The 25,123-nt window shown below is 39.1% G+C and carries 20 protein-coding genes; 8 read left to right on the top strand and 12 right to left on the bottom strand.

All coding sequences use genetic code 11. The annotated features are described in order from the left end of the window. The first annotated feature begins 174 nt into the window (after positions 1–174). Together pepA and I6G50_RS10215 are read left to right on the top strand one after the other, a co-directional pair. On the top strand, positions 175–1,242 hold the full coding sequence (pepA, locus tag I6G50_RS10220) for a glutamyl aminopeptidase (RefSeq protein ID WP_004259873.1): 1,068 nt from the start codon (positions 175–177) through the stop codon (positions 1,240–1,242). Positions 1,243–1,367: 125 nt separating this feature from the next. Continuing rightward, positions 1,368–2,054: a phosphatase PAP2 family protein gene (locus I6G50_RS10215; RefSeq protein WP_197908772.1), complete on the top strand. Its 687-nt coding sequence runs from the start codon at positions 1,368–1,370 to the stop codon at positions 2,052–2,054. A gap of 15 nt (positions 2,055–2,069) precedes the next feature. Here the strand turns inward: I6G50_RS10215 and I6G50_RS10210 are convergent, their stop codons facing one another. The 3 genes from I6G50_RS10210 to I6G50_RS10200 form a co-directional block, all read right to left on the bottom strand. Then, on the bottom strand, positions 2,070–2,474 hold the full coding sequence (locus I6G50_RS10210; RefSeq protein ID WP_197908770.1) for a methylated-DNA--[protein]-cysteine S-methyltransferase: 405 nt from the start codon (positions 2,472–2,474) through the stop codon (positions 2,070–2,072). Next, positions 2,464–2,973 carry a methylated-DNA--[protein]-cysteine S-methyltransferase gene (locus I6G50_RS10205; protein ID WP_197908769.1) on the bottom strand — a complete coding sequence of 170 codons (510 nt, stop codon included), beginning with the start codon at positions 2,971–2,973 and terminating at the stop codon, positions 2,464–2,466. The genes I6G50_RS10210 and I6G50_RS10205 overlap by 11 nt, the downstream gene beginning before the upstream one ends. Before the next feature lie 91 nt (positions 2,974–3,064). Next, on the bottom strand, positions 3,065–5,491 hold the full coding sequence (locus I6G50_RS10200; RefSeq protein ID WP_197908767.1) for a transglycosylase domain-containing protein: 2,427 nt from the start codon (positions 5,489–5,491) through the stop codon (positions 3,065–3,067). Positions 5,492–5,627: 136 nt separating this feature from the next. On the opposite strand from I6G50_RS10200, the gene tyrS reads away from it, so the two are divergent. From tyrS to I6G50_RS10185, 3 genes are all read left to right on the top strand, one after another. Next, on the top strand, positions 5,628–6,887 hold the full coding sequence (gene tyrS / locus I6G50_RS10195) for a tyrosine--tRNA ligase (RefSeq protein ID WP_197908765.1): 1,260 nt from the start codon (positions 5,628–5,630) through the stop codon (positions 6,885–6,887). Between the two features lie 135 nt (positions 6,888–7,022). Next, on the top strand, positions 7,023–7,481 hold the full coding sequence (locus tag I6G50_RS10190; protein WP_197908764.1) for a hypothetical protein: 459 nt from the start codon (positions 7,023–7,025) through the stop codon (positions 7,479–7,481). A gap of 71 nt (positions 7,482–7,552) precedes the next feature. Beyond that, entirely contained in the window at positions 7,553–9,640 is a 2,088-nt protein-coding gene (locus tag I6G50_RS10185) for a cation:proton antiporter (protein WP_197908762.1), read from the top strand. A gap of 33 nt (positions 9,641–9,673) precedes the next feature. Here the strand turns inward: I6G50_RS10185 and I6G50_RS10180 are convergent, their stop codons facing one another. The 4 genes from I6G50_RS10180 to I6G50_RS10165 form a co-directional block, all read right to left on the bottom strand. Beyond that, positions 9,674–11,077, bottom strand: a complete 1,404-nt coding sequence (locus tag I6G50_RS10180; RefSeq protein WP_197908760.1) for an MFS transporter — start codon at positions 11,075–11,077, stop codon at positions 9,674–9,676. 70 nt (positions 11,078–11,147) lie between these two features. After that, positions 11,148–12,368 (bottom strand): tRNA uracil 4-sulfurtransferase ThiI, encoded by a 1,221-nt coding sequence (gene thiI / locus I6G50_RS10175; RefSeq protein ID WP_004259842.1) that lies wholly within the window; start codon positions 12,366–12,368, stop codon positions 11,148–11,150. 93 nt (positions 12,369–12,461) lie between these two features. After that, positions 12,462–13,469 carry a YeiH family protein gene (locus I6G50_RS10170; protein ID WP_197908759.1) on the bottom strand — a complete coding sequence of 336 codons (1,008 nt, stop codon included), beginning with the start codon at positions 13,467–13,469 and terminating at the stop codon, positions 12,462–12,464. Between the two features lie 223 nt (positions 13,470–13,692). Further along, positions 13,693–15,531: an APC family permease gene (locus I6G50_RS10165; protein ID WP_004259835.1), complete on the bottom strand. Its 1,839-nt coding sequence runs from the start codon at positions 15,529–15,531 to the stop codon at positions 13,693–13,695. Positions 15,532–15,973: 442 nt separating this feature from the next. Between I6G50_RS10165 and lysS the strand changes: the two genes are divergently transcribed. After that, entirely contained in the window at positions 15,974–17,428 is a 1,455-nt protein-coding gene (lysS, locus tag I6G50_RS10160) for a lysine--tRNA ligase (protein ID WP_050994464.1), read from the top strand. 98 nt (positions 17,429–17,526) lie between these two features. Continuing rightward, the gene (locus I6G50_RS10155) at positions 17,527–19,125 is read left to right on the top strand and encodes an NAD(P)/FAD-dependent oxidoreductase (RefSeq protein ID WP_197908757.1); all 1,599 of its coding nucleotides are present in this window, start codon (positions 17,527–17,529) and stop codon (positions 19,123–19,125) included. Between the two features lie 17 nt (positions 19,126–19,142). Here the strand turns inward: I6G50_RS10155 and I6G50_RS10150 are convergent, their stop codons facing one another. From I6G50_RS10150 to I6G50_RS10135, 4 genes are read right to left on the bottom strand one after another with little or no spacing between them, the layout of a single operon-like run. Further along, positions 19,143–20,126, bottom strand: coding sequence for an FAD:protein FMN transferase (locus tag I6G50_RS10150; protein ID WP_197908755.1), 984 nt, complete (start codon positions 20,124–20,126; stop codon positions 19,143–19,145). Further along, positions 20,095–20,691, bottom strand: coding sequence for an NADPH-dependent FMN reductase (locus tag I6G50_RS10145; RefSeq protein WP_197908754.1), 597 nt, complete (start codon positions 20,689–20,691; stop codon positions 20,095–20,097). Before I6G50_RS10145 ends, I6G50_RS10150 begins: the two co-directional genes overlap by 32 nt. Before the next feature lie 55 nt (positions 20,692–20,746). Then, positions 20,747–21,550 (bottom strand): transporter substrate-binding domain-containing protein, encoded by an 804-nt coding sequence (locus I6G50_RS10140; protein WP_197908752.1) that lies wholly within the window; start codon positions 21,548–21,550, stop codon positions 20,747–20,749. A 12-nt stretch (positions 21,551–21,562) separates the two neighbouring features. Then, complete coding sequence (locus tag I6G50_RS10135; protein ID WP_197908750.1) at positions 21,563–22,993, bottom strand: amino acid permease; 1,431 nt, start codon at positions 22,991–22,993, stop codon at positions 21,563–21,565. Between the two features lie 325 nt (positions 22,994–23,318). Here I6G50_RS10135 and I6G50_RS10130 point away from each other — a divergent pair, with 325 nt between their 5' ends. Further along, entirely contained in the window at positions 23,319–24,071 is a 753-nt protein-coding gene (locus tag I6G50_RS10130; protein ID WP_003136085.1) for a peptidylprolyl isomerase, read from the top strand. A 40-nt stretch (positions 24,072–24,111) separates the two neighbouring features. On the opposite strand, the gene I6G50_RS10125 is transcribed toward I6G50_RS10130, so the two are convergent. Further along, positions 24,112–24,990, bottom strand: coding sequence for an RluA family pseudouridine synthase (locus I6G50_RS10125; protein WP_003136083.1), 879 nt, complete (start codon positions 24,988–24,990; stop codon positions 24,112–24,114). Positions 24,991–25,123 lie beyond the last annotated feature (133 nt).

Below are 25,123 nucleotides of genomic sequence, written 5' to 3'. Positions count from 1 at the left end.
TTTTAACATAAAAACCAATTTATTAATACTTATAATCACTGATTTCTTTCTATTATACTATACTCATCCTTAAATAAAATAAAAAGTAATACTATTTGCTGCTTTCACTATATATTGCCATATACTGCTCCTAATGCTACAATAATAAAGTATAGAAAATCAAAGGAGCCCTACATGACTTTATTTAACAAAATTAAAGAAGTAACTGAAATCCAGGCCACAAGTGGATATGAAGCACCAATGCGTAACTATATCCGCGCACGCATGGTTGAACTTGGATACACCCCTGAGACTGATGGACTGGGTGGCATCTTTGTTACTAAAGAGAGCAAGACAGAAAATGCACCGCGTATCATGGTGGCAGCTCATATGGACGAAGTTGGCTTCATGGTTTCATCAATCAAGGCAGACGGAACGTTACGTGTTGTCACACTGGGAGGTTGGAATCCTTTAGTCGTCAGTGCTCAACGTTTCACTTTATTTACACGTGAGGGCAAAAAAATTCCTGTGGTAACAGGTGGATTGCCTCCTCATCTTCTTCGCGGAGCAACAGGTGCACCAGCTATGCCGCAAGTCGAAGACATTATCTTTGATGGTGGCTTCATGAGTAAGGAAGAAGTTTTAGAATTCGGGATACGCCAAGGCGATGTTATTGTCCCTGAATCAGAAACAATCTTAACTGCAAATGGTAAAAATGTTATCAGCAAAGCATGGGACAATCGCTATGGATGCTTGATGATTTTGGAACTCTTGGATTATCTTAAAGATCAAGAGTTGCCTGTAACATTGATTATCGGTGCAAATGTTCAAGAAGAAGTTGGTCTACGTGGTGCACATGTTTCCACAACGAAATTTAAGCCTGAAGTTTTCTTTGCCGTTGACTGCTCACCTGCAACAGATACTTTTGGCAATGATAATGGCCGTCTAGGTGAAGGCTCATTGCTTCGCTACTATGATCCAGGACATATCATGCTTCCTGGCATGAAAGACTTTTTGCTGAATACAGCAGAAATTAATGGTATTAAAACACAGGCTTACATCTCAAAAGGCGGTACTGATGCTGGTGCTGCCCACCTTCAAAATGAAGGTGTTCCATCAACTACAATCGGTGTGTGTGCGCGCTACATCCACAGCCATCAAACAATTTTCAATATGGATGACTTCACAGAAGCTCAAAACTTTCTGCGTGCCATTGTAACTTCATTGAATGAAGAAAAAGTTGCAGCCATCAAAAATTACTAAGTAAGAAAGAGACTTTCGTCTCTTTTTTTGTTAGGTTCTAATAGTACTATTTTTTTAATATTGAGGTCTATTTCAGATAGAAAAAGTAAAATCAAAAGGTATTTAAATTTGAATTAAGGAAATTTATGAATAAAAAAAATTACTATACCATTAGTACTATCTCTTTGGTTTTATTTATAGGACTTGCCATTCTTGTCAAGCTTCATTATACCCACGCACCGATACCTGCTATTGATTCAGACTTGCAAACTGCGGCATGGCATCTTCAAGATAATAAGCTACTTGTTCTGATTTCATCAGTTATTGCCAAGTTTCTTGGCGATACTATGGGGGCTGTAATTGGACTAATCATTGCTGCTGTTATTTTTATAAGAGATAGAGTTTCAGCCATCTGGTTGGCTCTCGTTGCAGGAATAGCTATAGGTGGGAATACACTGATCAAGCTTATTATTGGTCGTAGCCGCCCCGAACTTCATCGACTTCCTGCCTTTATTGACGAACCTGGGAAAAGTTTTGCTAGTGGACACTCTACTTTTGCTGTTGTCCTCTTTGGTTGTCTCTTTTTCATTATTCTACAAGAGCTGTCTTCTACTTTAGGCAAATCCTTACTTGGTTTACTTGCAGTCGTCCTCATCTTGCTCACTATGTTCTCACGTATTCTTCTCTGGGTACATTATCCCTCAGACACTTTAGGTGGCTTGCTTTGGGGAGTAACCGTCATTGGTTTTACCTACCCTACTTATCTTAAATTTAAAAAGCCTCAAAAACCTGTACGTTACATTCCTAAGAGCATGAGAGAGGAAGCTCAATAATAAAAAAGCCATAGCTTATATGCTAAGGCTTTTTTCATAGTTTAAAATTTCTTGTTTAATATTTATTGCTTTCTCTTTGCCCATAAAACCGCCAAGACTTCCATCTTTACGTGTTACTCTATGGCAGGGCAAAATTACAGGTAGGGGGTTGCGGGCCAAAGCCTGGCCGACAGCCTGCTGAGCTTTTGGTCTTCCCACGCGGTTTGCCATTTCTTGATAGCTGATGGTGGTTCCCGCAGGTATTTTGGGCAATTCAAGCCAGACTGCTTGTTGAAATGCTGTGCCTATATTTAACTTAAAATTCTGAGTCTTATTCAGTGCCTCATAAGACATTGGCTCATGCTGATCATCGAAAAAGACTTGGATAATTTGCCCATCCTGATCTCGCTCTACCGACAGTTTAAAATTTTCAGCTGTCATTTTCTACTTCCTCCTCAAAATTCAAAAGCCATTCTTTACGCCAAATCCCGGCAGCATATCCAGCTAACTTGCCCGTACTTTTCTTTAAGCGATGGCAAGGTATAATAATGGCATAACGGTTTGCAGCATTGGCTGAACCTACCGCTATGCTTGCTCTCGGGTTCTCTATTTTTTGAGCTATTTCTTTATAACTCCGGGTTTGCCCAAAAGGAATTTGTACTACCTCTAGCCAAATCTTTTTCTGAAACTCTGTACCCTCTAAAACTAATGGCAAATCAAATCTCTTTCTTTCACCTCTGAAGTATTCCCCCACTTCCTTTTCGACACGAGTGGAAAGTTCATTTTGTTCCCTCTTAAAAAGAGCTTTTAGTTTTTCTAATTCTTTTTCTAAATTTTGTCGCTCAAGAAATTCTAGCAGGTAAAGTCTTTCTAAGTCTGTTATACTTACCATTTGTCCCAGTGGTGTCTCAAAATAATTTTTATAGAGAACTTTCTTCATGAATTTATTTTATCATGTTTATTCTTAAAAACAAGGGAGATAACACTCCCTTTCAAGAGAAAAGCGACTTGATATCTCAAGTCGCTTCTTTTTATTTAATAGTACCTAGAATCCTGCTCCAAGCATCATTATAGTTTGCCTCTGTTCCGCCAATACCAAATTTGAACTGTGTAACAGATGCCCCATTTTTAGCCCAATAACTTGTGGTTGTTTCTCCCGAAACTTTAACATTTTTAAGTTTTCCACCAGTTACTGTACCAGGTTTTTGACCTGTCGACTTAAGAACGGTGCTCTTGATAATATCAGGATCTTTACTTGGATCCGGGAATTTTTCACCGGGTCCAAAGACATTTGGATCAGCTGCTGCTATCGCGTTCACTAAGTTTGCCATGTAGGTCCCGTTATTCACAGCGGCTGTTTTACTTGCCATCGAGGTGTTGTCATCATGACCAATCCACCCACCTAGAGACACTTTCGGTGTTGATAACATCAGCCAGCCATCCACGTAATCATTTGAGGTACCCGTTTTACCTGTCCAGTCTACACTGCTGGCAAGCGTTGGATTGATAGCTTGCAAGTCTTGTAAGAAGTTCGTCGTACGTCGACTGACATCGTAAGTCAGTACATTACGTAACAGACTTTGGGTAATTGTTGAAGTTGCTTGTGAGTAAACGCGCTCTGCTTGACTCTTATGTTCGTAAATATCTTTACCTGTATCATCTTTGATACTTTGTACAACATAATGTGGCTCATAAACTCCACCATTTGCCAAAGTTTGAAAGCCATTAGTATGTTGTACAACTGTTGGCTCAATCCCTCCTCCTAAAGGAAGAGACTCCACACTATAGTCAGGTATGTAATAGCCCATCTTCGTCATATAAGGTTCCACGCTATTGCCAGAATCAAGTATGGCTTGATATGTCCAATGCGCAGGTATATTCCAGGATACACCCAAAGCTTCATTAAGACTTACCATGCCTGTCCCCGTTTCTCCAACGTGTAAGATTGGCGTCCCATCAGAGTAACTTGCTGGATAGTTGCTAAGCATACTTGCTGACCCAATAAGTCCCAAGTCAATTGCAGGAGCATAAGCCAAAATTGGCTTAATAGAAGAACCTGGATTACGTTTTGTATCAAAAGCATGGTTGTTTTGGTTGGTTGCATAATCTAAACCACCAATAAAGCCAAGTACAGCTCCTGTCTTGTTATCCATCAAGACATTCCCTGTTTGAACCTCTCCTGTACCATCTTGTAAAATACTGCCGTATTGGGCAACTGCATTTTGCATGGCTTCATGCACGCCGCGATTGATAGTTGTGGTGATAGTATAGCCACCTGTTTGAAGGGCTTGAGCTGCTAGCTCACGATATTTTTGTTTCGTACTGTCATTGCCTTGTTCTGTCGCAGAAACTTTATCCCTCTTGATGAGATAATCATAAACATGATCTACAGCTTCACTGTAGACAACATTGTAGAGGTAGCCATGTGTAATCGAGTCTTGAGTTTTTGAGGGTAAGAATTCTTTTGAAATATCAACTGCACTGTACTTTTCATAGTCTGCCTTATTCAAGTACCCTGCGCGATACATGTTAAACAGCACGTTTTGTTGACGGGCCAGCCCATAAGAAAGCATTTCTTTTGATTTGAGCGAACCATCTGCATTATAAGGTGAATAGACGATCGGACTCTGTGGCAGACCAGCTATAAAGGCTGCTTCAGGCACAGTCAGCTCTTTAGCAGATTTTCCAAAAATCCCCTGTGCCGCTGCTTGTACCCCAGCAATATTTTTACCTTGGTTGTTCCGTCCAAATGGAGAGACATTAAGGTAATTGGTCAAGATTTCATCCTTACTCAAATATTGATTGAGTTGAAGCGCATAGACAATCTCACTCGCTTTACGCTGGAAGGTGACATTGTCTCCCAGTGATTGTTGTTTGACCAACTGTTGCGTAATTGTGGAGCCACCAGAGCTGGTTCCTCCACCTACAGCGCCTAAGATTCCTCGTATGACTGCTTTAGGAACAACACCATTATTTGTCTTAAAAGTTTCGTCCTCGGTTGAGATGAGAGCATTTTTTACATTGTTTGAAATTTCCCCACTTGATACATTTATCCGCACCAAATCACTAGAAACATCAGAAATACTTTCACCATTGCTGTATTTCATTACGGAAACGCCATGTATATTATTAACCTGTTCGAGAAGTTCTTTTTTACTTGGAACTTCTGTTTTTTCGACAAGACGTGCAAAATAACCAACGCCTGCTGCCGCACCAAACACACCTACTAAAAGAAAGACAACACCAAAAATAACGACAACACCACGCACTACAGAAAAAATAGTTTGGAGAGTCGTTTTATTTTCTTCATTGGAATCCAATTGATCTTTTTTCGGTTTTAAGGGCTTTTCTGGAGTTTTTTTATCGCTTCTTTGTGCATTTTGAGCACGCTTTGCCTCCATCTTAGCCTGCAAACGTGCACGTGCACGTTCTTTTGACGGGTCTTGATCTTTTTTCATACTACATATTATACCAAACTTAGTCTCTTTTTTCGCCCCTATTTTTTCTTTTTTTTTGATATAATGAGAACGTTAATCTAATTACTGAGAGAAACTATATTGAAACTGTCAGTATTAACTAAATTTAGGAGGTAACATGAATATTTTTGACGAACTAAAAGAACGTGGTCTGATTTTCCAAACCACTGATGAAGAAGCTCTACGCGAAGCTTTAACTGAGGGCATGGTAAGTTATTATGTTGGTTACGATCCTACTGCTGATAGTTTACATCTAGGTAACTTAGTCCTCATTTTGACTATGAAGCGTCTCCAAATGGCGGGGCATAAGCCTTATCCTTTGGTTGGAGGAGCTACTGGTTTAGTTGGTGACCCTTCTTTCAAAGACGCTGAACGTGGTTTGCAAACAAAAGATACTGTTGTTGCGTGGGCAGATAAAATTCGTGCTCAGTTGGAACGTTTCCTTGATTTTGAAAATGGCGAAAACAATGCCCAAATGGAAAACAACTATAACTGGTTCGAGAATTTAAGCTTTATTGATTTCCTTCGTGATGTGGGTAAATACTACACCATCAACTATATGATGAGTAAAGACTCAGTCAAGAGCCGTATCGAGTCTGGTATTTCTTATACAGAATTCGCCTACCAAATCATGCAAGGCTACGATTTCTATGAACTTAACCAACGCCATGGCATCACTTTACAATTGGGTGGTTCTGATCAATGGGGCAATATGACCGCCGGAACAGAATTATTGCGTCGTAAAGCAGGTAAAACTGGACATGTCATCACAATTCCATTGATTACTGATTCTACAGGTAAGAAATTTGGTAAATCCGAAGGGAATGCGATATGGCTTGATGCTGATAAGACTTCACCTTTTGAAATGTATCAATTCTGGCTTAACGTTAACGATGACGATGCTGTAAAAATGCTCAAGATTTTCACTTTCCTCTCTCTTGAAGAAATCGCTGAGATTGGTAAAAAGTTTGAAGAAGCACGTCATGAGCGCTTAGCACAAAAAGTATTGGCACGCGAAGTGGTAACACTCGTTCACGGACAAGCAGCTTATGAACAAGCCGTAAAAATCACTGAAACTTTGTTTGGCGGTGGCGACGTGAAATCTTTAGATGCAAAATCAATTCTATCAGGATTGAAAGATGTTCCTACATACCAAGTGAAAGCAGATGATAACCTCAATATTGTTGAGCTTCTTATCGCAGCAGGAATCGAAAAATCTAAACGTCAAGCACGTGAAGATGTAACAAACGGTGCGATCTATATCAATGGCGAACGTGTTCAAGATTTGGATTACATCGTTTCAGATACAGATAAAATCGATGATCAATTGACCGTTATTCGTCGTGGTAAAAAGAAAAACTTTATCTTGACTTACTAAAAATAAAAATAGTGGAACATGTCCACTATTTTTATTTTATACTTGGCTTCATAAAATTATTTAATCAAACACATTATTTTTCACTTGTAGACATGCTATAATAGTAGTTAAGAACAAAATTATAAGGATAAAATTATGCCTGATAAAGATTTTGAACAAATGCTGAAAGATTTACGTACTCAATACTTAGATAAGCCAGAAATGACAACTGGCATCAAGAAAAGCGAAATTTTTAAAACATCTTCAAGCGAAGAAAAAAGAAATAAGATTATTGAAGCCATTCAACTTCTCGAAGAGAGGAGGCTTTTCTTGTCTGATAAACTTAAAAATTTACATCAACAAGATGCAAATTATGAACAAGTTTCCAAGCTGAAGCATCAAATAGAAGCTTTTAAATCCAAACAAATTCTTCTTCAGCAAAAGCTAGAATATATTGATAGTGGCGAATCCGATTTCATCAAAAAAGAGAAATTAAAGCGTCAGCTGACCGAGCTTGAACTCAAGCGATGTCGTGCACTTCTAAGTAAAAAAAATCTCAGCAAAATTGATGAAAAAATCAATCAGAAAAAGGAACAATTGAAAAAAATCAAGTAAATTCTCTAGACTTATAATCTATAAACTACGGTTTATTGCTCTAATAAAATAGAAAAAAGAAAGGAAAATTTGTGCTCCATACTATTTTTTATGTCATCATTTTTCTTCTTGCTCTAGTTATTTCAAATATCATCAATAAAGTTTTCCCAAAGTTGGCTCTTCCACTGATCCAAGTCGTGATTGGGCTTTGTTTGGGCTTTTTAGGTGCTTCAAAACTTTTGCAGGTCGACCCAGAATTCTTCTTGGGTTTCATCATCGCTCCCTTGCTTTTCCGGGAAAGTGAGGAGGCAGATGTCAAACATATCTTTAAACATACCCGAACGATTTTAATGCTTATTTTCCCTCTCGTTTTTATTACAACAATTGGTTTAGGATATCTAACTCACTTCTTCTACTTGTCTGTACCTTTAGCAGCTTGTTTTGCTTTAGGGGCTTCCTTAGCTCCAACTGACGCTATTGCGGTAGCTGCCCTCTCTGAACGTTTTAACTTTCCCAAACGTGTTATGAGTATTCTCACTGGAGAAGGTTTACTTAATGATGCTTCGGGTATCATTTCATTCCAAATCGCGGTATTAGCCCTCACAACGGGAGAATTTTCTCTGACACATGCGTCTACGGACTTAGTCATCTCGGCTATTGGGGGAGTGGTCGTTGGTTTCGTTCTTGTTTGGATTAAATCTCTTATTCTGCGCGTACTCGAAGATGTAGATGCGCGTGATGTTACAGGCTACCTTATCTTGGAACTTATGCTTCCCTTATCTGCCTTTTTGATTGCGGATTTGCTTGAAGTTTCAGGAATCATTGCTGTTGTGGTGGCTGGTGTCATGCAGGCCAATGGACTGAAGCGTACGACTCTTTTTGATGCCCAGGTCACTAAGGTTAAAAACACAATCTGGAATTTGCTGACTTTTGTCTTAAATTCAACAGTCTTTCTTTTCCTTGGTTTAGAATTACATCAACTGGTTTTCCCTTTGATTGCAGATCCTCTTTACTCGACGACTTCCCTTTTGTTAATGGTTCTTCTTTTAACAATCGGACTCTTTATTTTACGTTTTTCTTTGCTGTCGATTTATTATCGCTATGTGTCGCTTCGCCGTAATCAAAGTTTTTCCGCTTATTGGAATGATATTTTATTGCTGACTTTTGCAGGGTCAAAAGGGACTGTAAGTATAGCCACTGTCCTCTTGCTTCCCCGTACAGTTGATGCTCCTCATAGTTTAATCATCTTCCTTTGTGCGGCAGTTACAGCTCTCAGCTTCTTAACTGGACTCTTTGTACTTCCTTTAATTGCAGCTAAGAAAGTGGTTAAGGTAGATAATCTAACCAAAATTTCAATCTTAGCAGATGTAGTGCGTGAGCTTGAAAACGACCTCAAGCAGGTAACCAAGGAAAAAGCTCGGCTCGGTTACAATATTGCGATTGATAGTTATCAAGAGCGTATTCAAAAACTCATCATTGAGCAAGAGAGTTCCAACACTTCTATCGACTTTAATGAGCTGCAACTGCTCATCGTCCGTCTGGAAGCTGAAGGCTTAGAGAATGCTCTAAGACGAGATGAAATTTCCATGTATACTTATCGAACATATCAGCGTTATATTCACTCCATGGAACAGTCTGTCGCTCACAACTTAGTTTCAAGTTTACAATATGCTTCAGCAATATCAATTCGTGTCATCCATTTCCTATTTTCAAGAATTATACGCTTGGACTTCAGCTTCCGGAAAGCACAAACAGACAATGAAACTGCTCATCGAGAAATCACGGCCCTTTATTTTTCTAATACAGAGTTGGTTTTACAAGCCCTTGATAACTTGGAATCCGTTTATGATGACCGCTTAATCCACTATCTACAAGCCGAACGCCTGCGATCAGCAGAGTTTGTTGCGCGTGGTGGCTATATCACTGGTATCCTCCACCGTGCTCAACCTAATAATCTCAAAGAGATGATGCGCGCTTATTATTTGGAACGCAAAGCTATCTTCGAGTATGAATCTCGTGGTGAATTAACCATCGGTGAAGCAAAAGTTTTACGTCAAAATGTAAATACTCTAGAAGATTATTCGCTTGCCAGCAATCATCATACTCTACTCTATGATTTCATCGAGAAAAGAAGGAAGAGAGCACAAAAAAAGACAAATAGTGAACCTGCACCACATTAAAAAAACAGTGAGCTCTAATAAAGCTCACTGTTTTTATTTTTTACGTCTTACAAGTCGGAATCCTGCTAAAACCCAAGAAATAGTTGTTAATGCTAAGGAGAGGAAGAAGGCCATATGCATACCTTGGAGGAAGACATCAGGATGTTCGGGAAGATACGTTCTAACTGTATATCCGAGTTGGTGTGACATAGATATAAAGAGAATAATCGTTGCCACGGATGTTCCTAAGACAAAAGCCATATTCCGAATCAAGGAATTTACAGAACCTGCTATTCCTAGATATTTTCGCTCTACTGTTTCCATGATTAGAGCATTATTCGGACTTTGGAAAGCTCCCATTGAACCCCCTTGTAGTACAAGTATCGCTATAACCCACCACTGGGGAGTGTTTGCATGGATAAGTAAGTAACCTATCTGTGAAATGACAATACCTGTGATCCCCACAAAAGTGATTACTTCTTTATCAATTCTATCTGCAAGTGCACCTGCTATTGGACTTACGATGAGCATGGCAACTGGATAAGCCATCATGATGAATCCCGCTGCACCAGGAACATAATCACGGTAGTCTTGTAAGTAAAAAGGCAGAAGGATACTTGAGAACATAGCCACTGTAAAGTTTAAGAGGGACATGAGCAGACTTAAAGAAAAAAGTTTATTTTTAAAAATTCCTAAATCAAGCAAAGGTTTTTCTTTGCGTTTTTCAGTAAAGATAAAACTAATAAATAGGATAATACCTAAAGCTATACTCAAGAGCAGAATAGGATTGGTCCAGCCAAGAGTTTGTCCAAAATTCAATGACATGAATAAAAGCACAATCACTGCAGACATCTGCAACCCTCCAGACAAATCCACCTCATTTACCGATCCTTGTCCTTCATCTTCTGGCAAAGCTCGGCTTCCAAAAATCCAAGCTAATATTCCAATCGGTACATTAATCCAAAAGATATAGTTCCAAGAAGCAACTTGTAATATCAAACCACCAAGCGCTGGCCCTGCTATGGAACCGACGGACACAAACATAGAAGTGATAGACATGGCACGTGCACGGCTCTCAACAGGGAAGACTTGCGCAACAATCCCAAAGCTTGTAGCCATGAACATCGATGCTCCAATCGCTTGTACAGCACGTGCAAACAGTAAGAAAGGCAAGCCCAGTCCAATATTTAATCCCGCAAGCAATGAGCCAACGATAAAAATCGTCCACCCCCATCGCGTCACTTTGGTTTTCCCAATCAAATCGGCTAGACGGCCAAAAATAAGGATAATAGCACTAATTACAATGAGATAAATAGTGACGACCCAAGTGATTTGAGAAGTTGTGACATTTAACTCACGTGCCATCGTTGGCAGTGCGATGTTTACTATAGAACCATCTAAGGTAGACATAAGTGTGAATAAACCTATAGTAAGTAGTACTTTTGTTCTATTTTTCATTTATTTCCTTTCTACTTTCCTATGGAAAGACGAAAAACTGTATCTCTTGATACAGTTTATTTTTAATCAATTAAAGCAAATCTTCAAATTCATTTGCTTCTTCTTGGTCCCAGTTTTCACCAGTTATTTTGCTAATCATGATACCTTCAACTGCACGATCAACCATGCCTTCAACATCTAAACGCTTTTCATAGGCTAATACATTATCTAATTTAGGGTTAGTTTTTGGTGATGGTGGAGCAAAGACTGTACAGCAATCTTCAAATGGAAGAATAGAGAGATTGAAAGTATCAATTTTTTCAGCAATGTCAATAATTTCAATTTTGTCCATAGTGACAACTGGTCGAATCACAGGTGTGTTCGTCACTTCATTGATCACAGACATTGAACCCAAGGTTTGTGAAGCAACTTGTCCTAAACTCTCCCCATTAATGATTACTTTACCTCCACGGTCTTCGCGGATACGATCAACCACACGCATCATGAAACGTCGTGTCAAAGTCATCAAGTAAGCTTGAGGAGCCTTTGCTTTAATCTCTTCCTGAATCTCAGTGAAAGGTACTTCAATAAAAGTAATCGTTCCACCAAATGCAGTCAATTTAGCCGTTAAATCCTTAGCTTTTTTTAAAGCGCCTGGACTTGTATAAGGAGGTGAAGCAAAGTGGACCGCTTCAATCTCTACACCACGTTTAAGTGCCAAATAACCTGCTACTGGTGAATCAATACCACCTGAGAGCATCAAATGACCACGACCTGCAGTTCCTACTGGCATACCTCCCGCACCTTTAAGTGTTTCAAAGCTAAGGTATGCACCTTCAAGTCGGATTTCGACACGTAAGGTAATATCTGGCTTCTTCATTTGGACTTTAGCGTAGTCAAAATTGTCAAAGACAACATCTCCTAAAGTCATGTTTAATTCTGTTGAATCTTGTTCAAAGCTATGATCCGCCCGACGTGTAGCAATTTTGAAAGTCATTCCTTCATGATAAATCTCTTTCATCAAATCAACTACTGCTGCTTTTAATCCTTCAATTGTTTTTTCAACTTTAATAGAAGCTGAGAAGTTTTGAATACCAAAAACTTTTGTCAGGCGCTTCGATACTTCTTCATAATCTGTCCCGTTTAATTCAATATGGGCACGGTCACGTTGGGCTGTAATTTTCAAGTCTGTTAAATCAGCAAGGACTTCCTTGATGTTATTAGCCAAACGGTTGATGAAAAAACCACGATTTTTTCCTTTAGTTGATAGTTCACCGTAGCGAACCATAATTTCATCATATACGATAGTCATTTTTCTTTTCCTTTGTTACTTACTAAAATAAAATTATCTCATCATTCTTTACAGAATTTCAGTACAGGCTATTATACCACATTAGCTATTTTTCTAGGCTAATAATAGACGAATCAAAATAAGAGCGAGGCCTACTTGAAAAACCAAGACAGCCAAGCCATAAATGGCTAATTTTCTACCGGCTCTCACAAATTCTACTAAATTTAAGCGTAACCCTATGGCAGCTAAGGCAATAATTTCGCACCAACTGCTGATAAAGCGGGCACTTTCTGTTACAACTTGAGGAAATTGGATAAGCGTATCCAAGCTACACAGAATAATGAAGCCTAACACATACCAAGGTAAAAATGCTTGGCGTTTGATTTTAAGTTGCTCGCTTTGGCCCTTGGGTTTTTCTTCTGTTCGACGTGATTGATAGGCAAAATAAAGAACAACAAAAACAAGCATAATGATACGCATGATTTTAAAAAGTGTAGCCATAGTGGTTGTTTCTGTATTAACCATGGTTGCTGAAGCAACAACTTGCCCAACAGACTGTACCGTTCCCCCAATCAGTGCCCCACGTAAAAAGTCACTTTGCCCAAAAATAAAAGTTCCTAAGAGAGGTAAGAGGAGCATCAAGACAGTTCCCATAAGGTTAACCATCGTTATCGCTGTTCGCTTGTCTTTGTCTTCTGCTCCAATTACAGGTTCCACTGCAGCAATAGCTGAAGATCCACAAACAGCATTTCCAGATGCCATCAGTGCATTAACTTTCGATGAAAATCCGAGTTTTTTCCCGATGAACAGTACAAAAGCTATCGTCAATACCATTTGTAAAAGAATAAAGCTCATACCGTTCCATCCTAACTTTTGGATCGTTTGGAAAGTAACAGTCGCTCCTAGAAACATTACTGAAAACTCCAGAAGCTTCTTTTCTGACCACGCAGTACCAGCAAAGAGAGTGGGCTGTTTGAAGTAAATATTTCCTAAAATAATGCCCAACAAAATAGCAATAGTTGCGGCCCCCAGCCCTTTAAAAACGAATAAATTTAAAAAGTAGCTGACTAAAGCAACCACAAAACTGAGCCCTAAACCTGGCATAATCTTCTTATTTAACATGACAACTATTATAACAAAAAACGAAAATTAATTTGTGTATTCATTCGCATCTGTCGCAGGATTGGTGAATTTAGCTCCCTGATATTATGATGGCTAAACACTTTTTCTTGCTGCCCGCCGCGGTCCCTCTCTTTTTACTCTTTTTCTCTTAATATTCTCTTGTCTTCAAAGAAAAAAGTGCTCCCACTAGCTAAAAGTTGCTAAAGAGAACACTTTATATTATTTATTTTTTCAAATGATAGTTATAACTTGAAAGGATGATATCTTCGTGGGCATTCAGATAGTAGCGTAAACGCAAGCCTGTCTGGTTATGGAAGATATTTTGCCATGGCTTCGACGGGATAAATGTTGGTATCAAGACTGTTGTTGTGTAGTTGTGCATTTTAGCTTGCTTGGCCGCTAAATTAATGAAGCGGACAGCTGGCGTAATAATGCTACGGTAACTTGTATGAACTACTGTCAACTTGATATCAGGGAATGTTTCATTGAAATCACGTTCGATTTCTGCTTCTTTTTCTGTATCTTCTTTTGTTGATACATGGAGCGCAATAAGATAATCTCCGACAGAACGCGCATAGTTTATTGCACCTACATCGACATTCGTTACGTTTCCGACAAGAACGATGACGGTATTTCCATCAAACTTGTGTTCAGCTGTTTCCTTACGTAACCGTAATTGCTCAGCCACATTCATATAATGACTATGGATACGGATAAAGCAGAAAATCAAGATTGGCAAAACAATAAAGAAAGGCCAGATTTCAGCTGTACGGAAAATCAGCAAAATCATAACAACTACAAAAGAAATGATTGCGCCGATAATATTAGGCATTGAACGCAGAAGGAACTTGTTTCCCAAACGCTTACGCCAGTGCACTACCATCCCAATTTGGGCGAGTGTGAAAGGGGTAAATACACCAATCGCATACAGTGGTATAAGCTTATCTGTTTGTCCATCAAAGATGAAGAGAAGAATCACGGCACCAATAGCCAAGCTAATAATCCCGTTAGAATAACTCAAACGTGTACCACGTGCGGTAAACAAGTGAGGCATATATTTTTTCTTCGCCATATTAAAGGCAAGCATGGGAAAGGCAGAATAGCCTGTGTTTGCTGCTACGGCCAAGATTAAAGCTGTTGCAATTTGGAAGATAAAGAAGAAAGCATGCCCAAAGACACTGTCACCAAAAATCTTTTGCGCCATTTGCGCAATGATAGTGACATTGCCACTTGGAGTCAAACCTAGCCAGTAAGCAAAGAAGATTACTCCACTGAAAAATATAGCCAAAATAATTCCCATCATAACCAAGGTTTTAGCTGCATTTTTTTCCTTCGGCTGCTTAAAGAAAGGCACGGCATTAGAGATGGCTTCCACCCCTGTTAGAGATGACGAACCTGTTGAGAAAGCCTTAAGCAAAAGGATAAGTGAAACTCCCCCCACCGTTGCACCAATATGAGCAGGTGCTTGATAAGGTAAGCTGCCTGATAAGATACGGAAAACCCCAATACCTAAAAGAGCTACAGTTGTAACAATAAAGGTATAAACTGGAATCATCAGAAAGGCTGCGGATTCGCGAAGTCCCCTCAGATTCATCAGCATCAAAAGAAGAGCTAAGGCTACTGCAATCTCTAAATTATATCGACTTAATTCTGGCAAGGCTGAAGTGATCGCATCAGCCCCAGAAGCTGTTGAGACAGCAACGGTTAACATATAGTCAACCAATAGAGACCCGCCAGATATCAATCCAGGAATAGTCCCTAAGTTTTCTGTTGAAACCAGATAAGCTCCACCACCTGAGGGGTAAGCATGAATAACCTGTGTATAGCTCCCTATCAAGGCAAACAGTAAAACCAAAATAATTAAGGCAATAGGAATTGAATACCAAGAAGCTCCTGCACCAACCGCAACCAGTACCAAAAGAATTTGTTCAGGTCCATAAGCAATTGATGACAAGGCATCTGACGATAACATGGCTAAGGCCTGTAATTTAGTCAGCAGGTGCGAATCACCTACTGTTGACTTTAAAGATTTACCAATTAAAAGCTCTTTGACTTTTTTCAAAACGTAACTCCTGTATAAATAAAATCTTTAAGTTGGATTCATCTGGCTGAATTCAGTCTAGGCTTGACTTTCCTAGCATAAAGAGCCCTCTCCAAGATAACTCAACTATTGTAGCATTTTTTTATTAATTTTAGTAGTATTTTCATGTTTGATTTTCATAACAAATTCAAAGTAACACTATTTGTGCTCAAATGCAATGAAAAGGGGCTTTCAGCCCTTTTTATTTTCCTCAAAAAACCATAGAGATTTCCTTTTAATGACGAATATTATAGAAAATAAGTTAGAAAGTTCAATTTGAGAATACTTTGGCTTCAAAACATTTTCTTAAAACACAATTATAAGCTGTCAAAAGCCGTAAAATTATGCTAAAATATGGATGATATAAACTTTTTTATAGGAGAAAAACATTTTGGCTGAAATTATCGAAGAACTTAATGACCAAATGAAAGTCCGTCGTGAAAAAATGGAAACACTGCGTGAAGCAGGTATTGATCCATTCGGACATAAATTTACTCGTACACATAACTCTGCAGAATTACATGCAGCATACGATGAAAATACTAAAGAAGACTTACACGAAAAAGACTTACACGCTACTATCGCTGGTCGTCTCATGACAAAACGTGGTAAAGGTAAAGTTGGCTTTGCACATATTCAAGACCGTGAAGGACAAATCCAAATTTACGTGCGTAAAGATGAAGTTGGTGAAGAAAACTACCAAATTTTCAAACAAGCTGACCTTGGTGATTTTCTTGGTGTTGAAGGACAAATCATGAAAACTGATATGGGCGAGCTTTCTATTAAAGCAAGCAAGTTGACCTTCTTATCAAAAGCACTTCGTCCATTGCCAGAAAAATTCCATGGTCTTACAGATACAGAAACACGTTACCGTAAACGTTACTTGGACTTGATTTCTAACAAAGAAAGCTTCAACCGTTTTGTCACACGTTCTAAAATCATCAGCGAAATTCGTCGCTACATGGATGGCCGTGGCTATCTTGAAGTAGAAACTCCTGTTTTGAACAACGAAGCCGGTGGAGCTGCTGCTCGTCCCTTCTATACTCACCACAACTCTTTAGATATTGACATGGCACTTCGTATTGCAACTGAGTTGCACTTGAAACGCTTGATTGTTGGGGGTATGGAAAAAGTTTATGAACTTGGTCGTGTCTTCCGTAACGAAGGTATGGATATGACACACAATCCTGAATTTACAACAATGGAATCATATGAAGCTTATGCTGACTTTGACGACATCATGGATTTGACTGAGGGAATCTTCCAACATGTTGCACATGCTGTTCTTGGCAAAGACGTTATCGAATATGACGGTAAAGAAATCAATGTTGGTGGTAAGTTTAATCGCATCCACATGGTTGATGCAATCAAAGAGCAAACTGGTGTAGATTTCTGGAAAGAAATGAATTTAGAAGAAGCTGTCTCTTTGGCTAAAGAACATGACATTTATGTTGAAAAACACTTTACAAGTGTGGGACATATCATTAATGAATTCTTTGAAAAATATGTTGAAGATACCTTGGTTCAACCAACTTTCGTCTTTGGACATCCTAAAGAAATCTCTCCTTTAGCTAAAATGAATGAAGAAGATCCGCGTTTCACTGACCGTTTCGAACTCTTTATTAATGGTAAGGAATATGCAAATGCCTTCTCAGAATTGAACGATCCTATCGATCAGTTGGAACGTTTCGAAGCACAAGCGAAAGCGAAAGAACTTGGTGACGACGAAGCAACTGGTGTGGACTACGATTACGTTGAAGCGTTGGAACATGGCATGCCACCAACTGGTGGACTCGGTATCGGTATTGACCGTTTGGTAATGCTCTTTACTGGAACAACTTCAATCCGTGACGTTTTACTCTTCCCAACAATGAAATAAAAGAAAAAATCCAGTTCTAATGACTGGGTTTTTACAATCACAAAGTGTTTTATATCCGTCTTATTTTAAAACACTTATAATAGATAAGAGAACAAATTATGCTTAGAATATCTCAAATAAAAACTTCAATTGATGAGCCTGTAGACAAAGTCAAAGACTTACTTTTGAAAAAATTAAAAATCCAGGAGTCTGATTTGATCAGCTACCGTATTTATAAAGAATCAATTGATGCCCGCCACCGTGGTGAAATCAATTTTATTTATACTGTCGATGCGGAAGTTAAAGATGAAGCAAAACTGCTCAAGAAAAAAATCAAAAACGTTTCTCCTTCTCCTGATTTGAAATATAAAAAACCTCAGATTGGTACGGAACCTATGGCACATCGACCATTGGTGATTGGTTTTGGACCTGCCGGTATGTTTTCAGCTCTGCTTTTAGCACAAATGGGCTATAAGCCTGTCGTATTAGAACGCGGACAAAAAGTTGAAGAACGCGTAAAATCAATTGATGAATTTTGGAAAGACGGTAAACTCAATCCTGCTTCAAATGTACAGTTTGGTGAAGGTGGAGCGGGAACTTTCTCTGATGGAAAACTGACTTCACGCGTCCGAGATTTACGTGGGCGTAAAGTCTTGGAAGAGTTTGTAAAAGCTGGTGCACCAGAGGATATCCTCTACAAGGCACATCCTCATGTGGGGACAGACTTGCTCCGCGATATTGTGAAAAATATCCGTGAACAGATTATCGCCCTTGGCGGGCAAGTTCTTTTTGATAGCCAAGTTGAGTCCTTCTTAATTGAAAAAAATAAACTTCAAGGAATTATCCTTAAAAATGGTGAAGAAATTCTTTCCAATCATGCCGTACTAGCTATTGGACATAGTGCGCGTGATACCTTTGCTGAACTTTATGATAAAGGTATCAATATGACAGCTAAACCTTTCGCTGTCGGTGTCCGTATAGAACATCCGCAAAGTCTGATTAACAAGGCTCAATACAAAGAGTTTGCTGAACACCCTCGTCTGGGTGCTGCAGAATATCGTTTAACACATAAAGCTAGCTCAGGCCGTGGCGTTTATACTTTCTGTATGTGCCCGGGAGGACTTGTCGTACCTGCAGCTTCTGAAGAAGGACGGCTTGTTACAAATGGTATGAGTGAGCACGCTCGTTCTGAAGAAAATGCGAACAGCGGTTTGCTGGTTCAAGTCTTCCCTGAAGATTTTGGCCAAGATCACCCCTTAGCTGGTGTGGAATTCCAACGTAAACTTGAAGAAAAAGCATTTATTTTAGGCGGAAAAACCTATAAAGCACCCGCACAACTGGTTGGCGATTTCCTTGAAAATCGTCCTTCAACTCATGTAGGCAAAGTTACACCATCTTATGCTTTAGGCGTTACCCCAACCGACTTAAGTCAGCTTTTCCCTGAATATATCACTTCTTCCATGAAAGAAGCCCTTCTAGGATTTGATAAAAAAATTAGAGGTTTTGCTATGAACGATGCCATTATGACAGGTGTAGAATCACGTTCATCCTCACCTGTTCGTATCAATCGGGATGAGGAAAGTTTCCAGTCTATTTCAACCCAAGGGATTTATCCATCGGGTGAAGGTGCCGGATTTGCAGGTGGTATCGTTTCGGCTGCCATTGATGGACTCAAATGTGCTGAACAAATGATCGCTTCCTATGCTCGTCCAGAGTAAAAAAAGCTGAATGATTTTCAGCTTATAATTTTAAAACTCTTATCTATTAATCTAACATCCTTGGGCTTTAGTCCAAGGATTTTTACTTCCCGATCCTTATTAATCAAAATTGCACCATGAATTTTTGAACTATTTATAGAAAAAACTTCCTCTGGATTCTCCGCAAAAAATAAGCGCTTCGCCTCTATCTCCCCATCCACAGCAGTTTGCGAAAAGATAGTCACACTAGCTAAGTTATTCACATGAGGATAACCTGTTTCGGGATTTATAATGTGGTGATAAGTCTCCCCTTCTATCTCTAGATAACGCTGATTAATACCTGAAGTTACTGCTGATTTTGAATTTGTCAGTACTTGGAGAACCAAAGATTTCGTCTTTTCCAGTGGATTTCGGATACCAACCCGCCATTCTCTCGTTAAAAAACGACCTAAAAATAAAACATTACCCCCAAGGTTAATAACACCTGTGGAAATACCCTGATTTTTCCAAAATGTTGCTACCTTATCTGCAATATAACCTTTAGCAATTCCTCCTAAATCTAAAGACATACCTTTTTCAGGAAGAAAAACAGACTTTTTGGAATCATCTAAGACGATTTCATCCGGACTAATTAATCGAAGTGCCTCTTGAATTTCCCTATCTGAGGGAAGACGAGCATCCGCAAAACCAATGCGCCATAAGTCGACCAGCGGTCCAACACTGGCATTAAAACCAAAATGTTCTTGACTAACTTGCACAGCTTTTTTGGTCAAGGAATAGACATCTTCTGAGAGAGGTATAGCCCTGACTCCCGCAGCTTGGTTTACCGCTATTATCTCCGAGTACAACTTATTCACAGTGAATAAGTCCTCGTACTTTTTAATTTCTTCATAAGCTTGGTCAAGCTTTTCCACATCTTTTACTTTATCAGTCCTAAGCACACTTAGTTCAATCACTGTGCCAAGACCCTGATATTTTCGGGAAATAAAATCATTCATTTTCAGAAGCTCCAGTGTCCGCATCGGTTTCGATAAGCTGGCGGAGGGGTTTTAGATTGTTAGTATAAAGGCTGAAATTCCTAAAGCAATGTTCCAACCAAGAAATCGTCTGTCTATCCACTAAGTTTCCCGCAGCATCAAAAGCTTCTGCAGCATGGCTTAATAAAAACTGATTCGCCGGTAAAACAAAAGCTTCCAAACCAGGAGATGATAGGATTTGTCGGAGGTTTTCCTGCGCAAAAACGGTGCCTTGTTTACCCAAAGAAACACCAACAATCATGACAGGGGTGTTGACCACTGGCTGCAAGGCACCCCATGAGAGCCATTCCAATAAAGATTTTAAAGCTGCCGTAATCGCGTGGTCATATTCCGGAGTTGAGATAATCAATCCATCTGCAGCTTCTATCGCTTCTGCAATTTCTAAAATTCGCTCTGGCAAGTCCATATTGTCTTCTGAAAACAACGGCAGTCCAGCTATTTCAATAACTTCAATCTCTGCTTCGTCTATAAAATGTTTTTTCATGTACCACAGCAACTTTCGATTATAAGAAAAGCTGGCATTGGTACCTACAATTGCTATAAATTTCATTTCTATTCCTCTTTCATAAAATAAAAAGAGCTTTCGCTCTTTTTATTTTATCATCTTAAGGCTGAAACCACTGTCTAGATAGCTCACTAAATTCGCCAGACTGATGGACTTCTTCTAAGCCTTTGTTCACTCTATTTATTAATTCTTTGTCTTTTTTACGCGCGGCTACCACATATTCTTTCTGCGGATAGGTCGTGTTAAGAATATTAAACTTGTCTTGAAGCTGGTGCTCTTGCAAATAAGTTTTGGCATACTTTTGATCTAAAAGCATTGCTTGAATTTCTCCCGCCATTAAGGAAGATATCCCTTGACTTGGTTTATCATACAGTACCATTAAATTCTCTTTTACAATGTTTTTTAAGACATGAGGATAATTACTGAATAAATCATAAACTGCTGAGGCTTTTTGTCCACCAACAGCTATATTATGCATATCACCAATATTGTGGATATCTGAGTCTTTGGTGACAAGTAAAACAGCATTTGCGAGCAGATATGGTTGACTGAATAGTAACGTTTTTTCACGCGTTTTATCAGCTGTATATGGGCCCCATATCAAATCAACTTTACCCTCCTGAAGTGCTTTTTCTTTGGCTGACCAGTCAAGAGCTTTCCAGTTAATCTGAATATCATAGTTTTTAAAAACAGCCTCAGCAAGAGCGACATTGAACCCTACTGGTTTTTCATTTTTTTGAGATGAAGTTAGAGGGGCAAAATCTGCCTCGTAGCCAATAGTAATGGTTTTACTGTCTTTAATCCTATCCCATGTGCTTTCTTTCTGGTTGAGGCCACAGGCTGATAAGCTTAGAAAACCTAAGATAAGCAGAAAAGGCAAAAAGAGAAATTTAATGTTCTTCATGCTTTCATTTTATCATTTATCCCGGCTCAAATCTACCGCTTTGAGTGGGACGAGCTTGGTGTTGTATTTCCACTTATAACCCAAGTAAAGAGCTAAGAAAATAGGAATTGCCGCATACATTGCTAATCCTTCTCCCCAGTGGCTACTAAAAAGAAGCGCAGGGTCTAAGTTAATAACAATCATAGCTGTCATAATAAGAGACATAATCGGCCCAAAAGGGAACCATTTTGCTTGATAAGGTAGGTTACTTAAATCACCGCCTTGAGCGATAAAAGCACGGCGGAACCGAATGTGACTCACAGATATGCCTAACCATGCTATAAATCCTGTCAAACTTGACAAGTCAACCAGCAAGAGGTAGATTTGTGTGCCAAAGATTCCTGTTAAAAAGGCCACCACACATACTGCAGTTGTTGCAAGTAACGCGTTCACAGGTATACCATTTCGTGCAATGCTTGCAAATTTCTTTGGCGCCCCTTCTTTTTTTCCAAGTGAATAAAGAATGCGCGTTGAAGCATACATCACAGAGTTTGCTGAGGAAATAACTGAAGTTAAGATGACTGCATTCATGATACTTGCTGCAACAGCTAAACCAATATTTTTGAAAACAATTGTGAAAGGACTCATCACAGCGGTTGAATCGGGATTCAGAAGACGTGGATCTTGATAGTTTATAATAGCTGCAATAACAATAATTGTAAAAATATAAAAAAGAAGGATACGCCAAAATATTGAATTCATGGCTTTAGGAATACTTTTTTCTGGGTTTTCTGATTCCCCTGCTGTTACACCAAGTAGTTCTGTCCCTTGGAAAGAAAAGCCAGCGATGAGTAAAACCCCAACAAAACCAGTAACCCCACCTGTAAAACCATAGTTACCTGCTGTAAGATTTCCCACAACGTCAACATGATTGCCAAAAATACCAATAATGGTCAAAACGCCCACGGCAAGGAAGATAATAATGGTAATTAACTTAATAATCGATAACCAATACTCAGTTTCGCCAAAAGCACGAACAGCCATAATATTTATAGCAAATATAAGTAAAGTAGCTATGCCTGAAAAAATCCAAGAAGGAACCTGGGGAAACCAAAACTGAGAAATTAAGCCCGCTGTTGTTAAATCAACAGCAATCGTAATCGCACCATTTATCCAATAATTCCAACCCAAGGCAAAGCCAAAAGCTGGATCAACAAAGCGTGCACCATAGTCGGTAAAAGAACCGGAAGTAGGAAGATATGTAGCCATCTCTCCAAGGGAAGTCATTACAAAGTAAACCATGATACCCACAAAAATATAGGCCAAGACTGACCCAAATGGTCCAGCTTGACTAATGGTAGCTCCCGAAGTGAGGAACAAACCGGTCCCAATCGTACCACCTAGCGCAATCATGGTGATGTGTCTTTGCTTCAAATTGCGCTTTACTTGATTTTCATTTTTCATATTTTTTCTTTCTAAAATTTCATTATTTCATTTACAGCATAATTTTGCCCAAAAGAAAAGACCGTATAGCCTAGCTACCCGGTCTTTCTGAGAATCACCGGCATAGATGTCTTTCGAGCGGACTCTAAAGTTGCATCTATACCAAAGTACGACACAACTCTTATCTATGCACATGATGATGTTGAGATTGTGAAGCTAACTTAAACATATGTGATTCTCCTTCCTGATATTTTATTTTATTAGTATAATCTTTTATTTAATAATTTGCAAGAATTAACTTTTCATAGTCATTTAGTCTCGGATAAATTTATGTTAAAATATAGAAATGGAAAAGAAAAAAAATACGAATCTTATTTTTGGAGGACTACTCGTTCTCATCATTGTTATCATCGGAGGGCTCCTCTACTTTGCAAATAGTTCTGACAGCAAAACAGAAGCTAAAAACGATTTGCAAAATGTAGCACTTCCTCAGCTCTCTTCTGAAGTTGGAAAAGATGAAGCCGAAGTTCAAATCCAGACGACAGCGGGAAATATTAACATTAAGCTCTTCCCTAAACTTGCACCGATGGCTGTGGAAAACTTCCTAACTTTAGCTAAGCAAGGGTACTACAAGAATAACGAATTTTTCCGAGTGATTGATGACTTCATGATTCAAACTGGAGATCCAAGCAATAAAGGAACAGGTAGTAAATCCGTTGTTAACGATAACAAGCCTTTTGCTACTGAGATTTCTAATCAACTTTATAACATTCGTGGTGCTGTTTCTCTTGCAAACAGTGGCCAAGGTGAAACAAGTAGTTCACAATTCTTTATCGTTCAAAACCCCAAACCTGCTGATGACGGTTTGACGACAGCTCAGTATCCTCAAAAAATTATTGATGCATACCAAAAAGGCGGCTCACCTTTCCTTGACGGTCAATATACTGTCTTTGGACAAGTTATCTCTGGGATGGACATTGTGGATAAAATTGCCGCAGGTAAAGTGACAACTAACCCTAACAATCCCCAAGAAGAGTCTTCCCCTGTTAAGCCTGTAAAAATCACTGCTGTGAAAATTATCAAAGGCTGGGATTTCTAAGAAATATAAAAAAACTTCCGCTATGCAGAAGTTTTTTTATTTATTGCATTAATTTTTGCATATCTTCGGGCATCTCTAACTCAATGTCAATCAATTCATCTGTAAAGGGATGGACGAATTGTAAGTGATGGCAGTGCAATGCTTGACGTCCGATTAAATCATGGTTGCCTCCATAGAGTTCATCTCCTACTAGAATATGCCCCAGATGTGAAAAATGTACACGAATCTGATGGGTTCTGCCTGTATGCAACACAACATCGAGTTGCATCAAACCATTTTTTTCAGCAACTACTTCATAGCTCGTACGGGCTTCCTTTCCGTCAGGAGTCACGCGCCGCTCAATTATCGAAGTTTCTACACGCCCAATCGGAAGATTAATTTCACCAGATTTTGGTAAGGAATCATCTGCATGAATGATTGCATAATAGCGTTTTGTTACACTGTCTTTATATTTAGGATGTACAATCAAAGAATGTGCCAGACTATGTTTGGCAAAAATCATCAACCCACTCGTATCACGATCCAAGCGTGTAATGATATGCACGGTTTGGTCTTCATATTTTTTGCGAACAATGTAGCCTTTTACAATGTTGGACATGGCACCTGTCGGATGCAAGCGACCCGTAATCGACGTCCGACCTGCTGGTTTATTCACGATCAAATAATGGTCATCTTCAAATACGACCTCTGGGTCAATATCTTCAGGGATTAACAAATCTGTACCTTGCTCAACTGGGGTAATGATTGTGACAACATCATCTACTTGCAAAGGAAAGAGAACATTGCGTTCCATACCGTTCACGAGAATCTCACCCCCATCAAATTTGATGTGTGAGAGGAAGCGTTTAGAAACTCCATGACGCTTGAGTAAAGCTTTTACCGTACTTCTATCAATTGTATTTGTAAATGAAAATTCCACTGTTTCAACTTCTCCTTTTAAGACTGTTCCATAACATATCACAATGAAAGGCAATTTTCTACATCTAAAAACTCCAACAAATGTCGGAGTTTGCCTAGAACAGAACTTTATTATATCATATTTGATGTTTATC

Origin of the sequence: Lactococcus garvieae, assembly GCF_016027715.1 — a bacterium.
Taxonomy (GTDB): Bacteria; Bacillota; Bacilli; order Lactobacillales; family Streptococcaceae; genus Lactococcus; species Lactococcus garvieae_A.
Note: the sequence above shows the minus strand (reverse complement) of the source record. Positions and strands in the feature narration are given on the sequence as shown.

Excerpts from the sequence above, each read along its gene's own strand:
- pepA (WP_004259873.1), top strand. The coding sequence starts at position 175 with ATGACTTTATTTAACAAAATTAAAGAAGTAACTGAAATCCAGGCCACA.
- I6G50_RS10215 (WP_197908772.1), top strand. The coding sequence starts at position 1,368 with ATGAATAAAAAAAATTACTATACCATTAGTACTATCTCTTTGGTTTTA.
- I6G50_RS10210 (WP_197908770.1), bottom strand. The coding sequence starts at position 2,474 with ATGACAGCTGAAAATTTTAAACTGTCGGTAGAGCGAGATCAGGATGGG.
- I6G50_RS10205 (WP_197908769.1), bottom strand. The coding sequence starts at position 2,973 with ATGAAGAAAGTTCTCTATAAAAATTATTTTGAGACACCACTGGGACAA.
- I6G50_RS10200 (WP_197908767.1), bottom strand. The coding sequence starts at position 5,491 with ATGAAAAAAGATCAAGACCCGTCAAAAGAACGTGCACGTGCACGTTTG.
- tyrS (WP_197908765.1), top strand. The coding sequence starts at position 5,628 with ATGAATATTTTTGACGAACTAAAAGAACGTGGTCTGATTTTCCAAACC.
- I6G50_RS10190 (WP_197908764.1), top strand. The coding sequence starts at position 7,023 with ATGCCTGATAAAGATTTTGAACAAATGCTGAAAGATTTACGTACTCAA.
- I6G50_RS10180 (WP_197908760.1), bottom strand. The coding sequence starts at position 11,077 with ATGAAAAATAGAACAAAAGTACTACTTACTATAGGTTTATTCACACTT.
- thiI (WP_004259842.1), bottom strand. The coding sequence starts at position 12,368 with ATGACTATCGTATATGATGAAATTATGGTTCGCTACGGTGAACTATCA.
- I6G50_RS10170 (WP_197908759.1), bottom strand. The coding sequence starts at position 13,469 with ATGTTAAATAAGAAGATTATGCCAGGTTTAGGGCTCAGTTTTGTGGTT.
- lysS (WP_050994464.1), top strand. The coding sequence starts at position 15,974 with ATGAAAGTCCGTCGTGAAAAAATGGAAACACTGCGTGAAGCAGGTATT.
- I6G50_RS10155 (WP_197908757.1), top strand. The coding sequence starts at position 17,527 with ATGCTTAGAATATCTCAAATAAAAACTTCAATTGATGAGCCTGTAGAC.
- I6G50_RS10150 (WP_197908755.1), bottom strand. The coding sequence starts at position 20,126 with ATGCGGACACTGGAGCTTCTGAAAATGAATGATTTTATTTCCCGAAAA.
- I6G50_RS10145 (WP_197908754.1), bottom strand. The coding sequence starts at position 20,691 with ATGAAATTTATAGCAATTGTAGGTACCAATGCCAGCTTTTCTTATAAT.
- I6G50_RS10140 (WP_197908752.1), bottom strand. The coding sequence starts at position 21,550 with ATGAAGAACATTAAATTTCTCTTTTTGCCTTTTCTGCTTATCTTAGGT.
- I6G50_RS10135 (WP_197908750.1), bottom strand. The coding sequence starts at position 22,993 with ATGAAAAATGAAAATCAAGTAAAGCGCAATTTGAAGCAAAGACACATC.
- I6G50_RS10130 (WP_003136085.1), top strand. The coding sequence starts at position 23,319 with ATGGAAAAGAAAAAAAATACGAATCTTATTTTTGGAGGACTACTCGTT.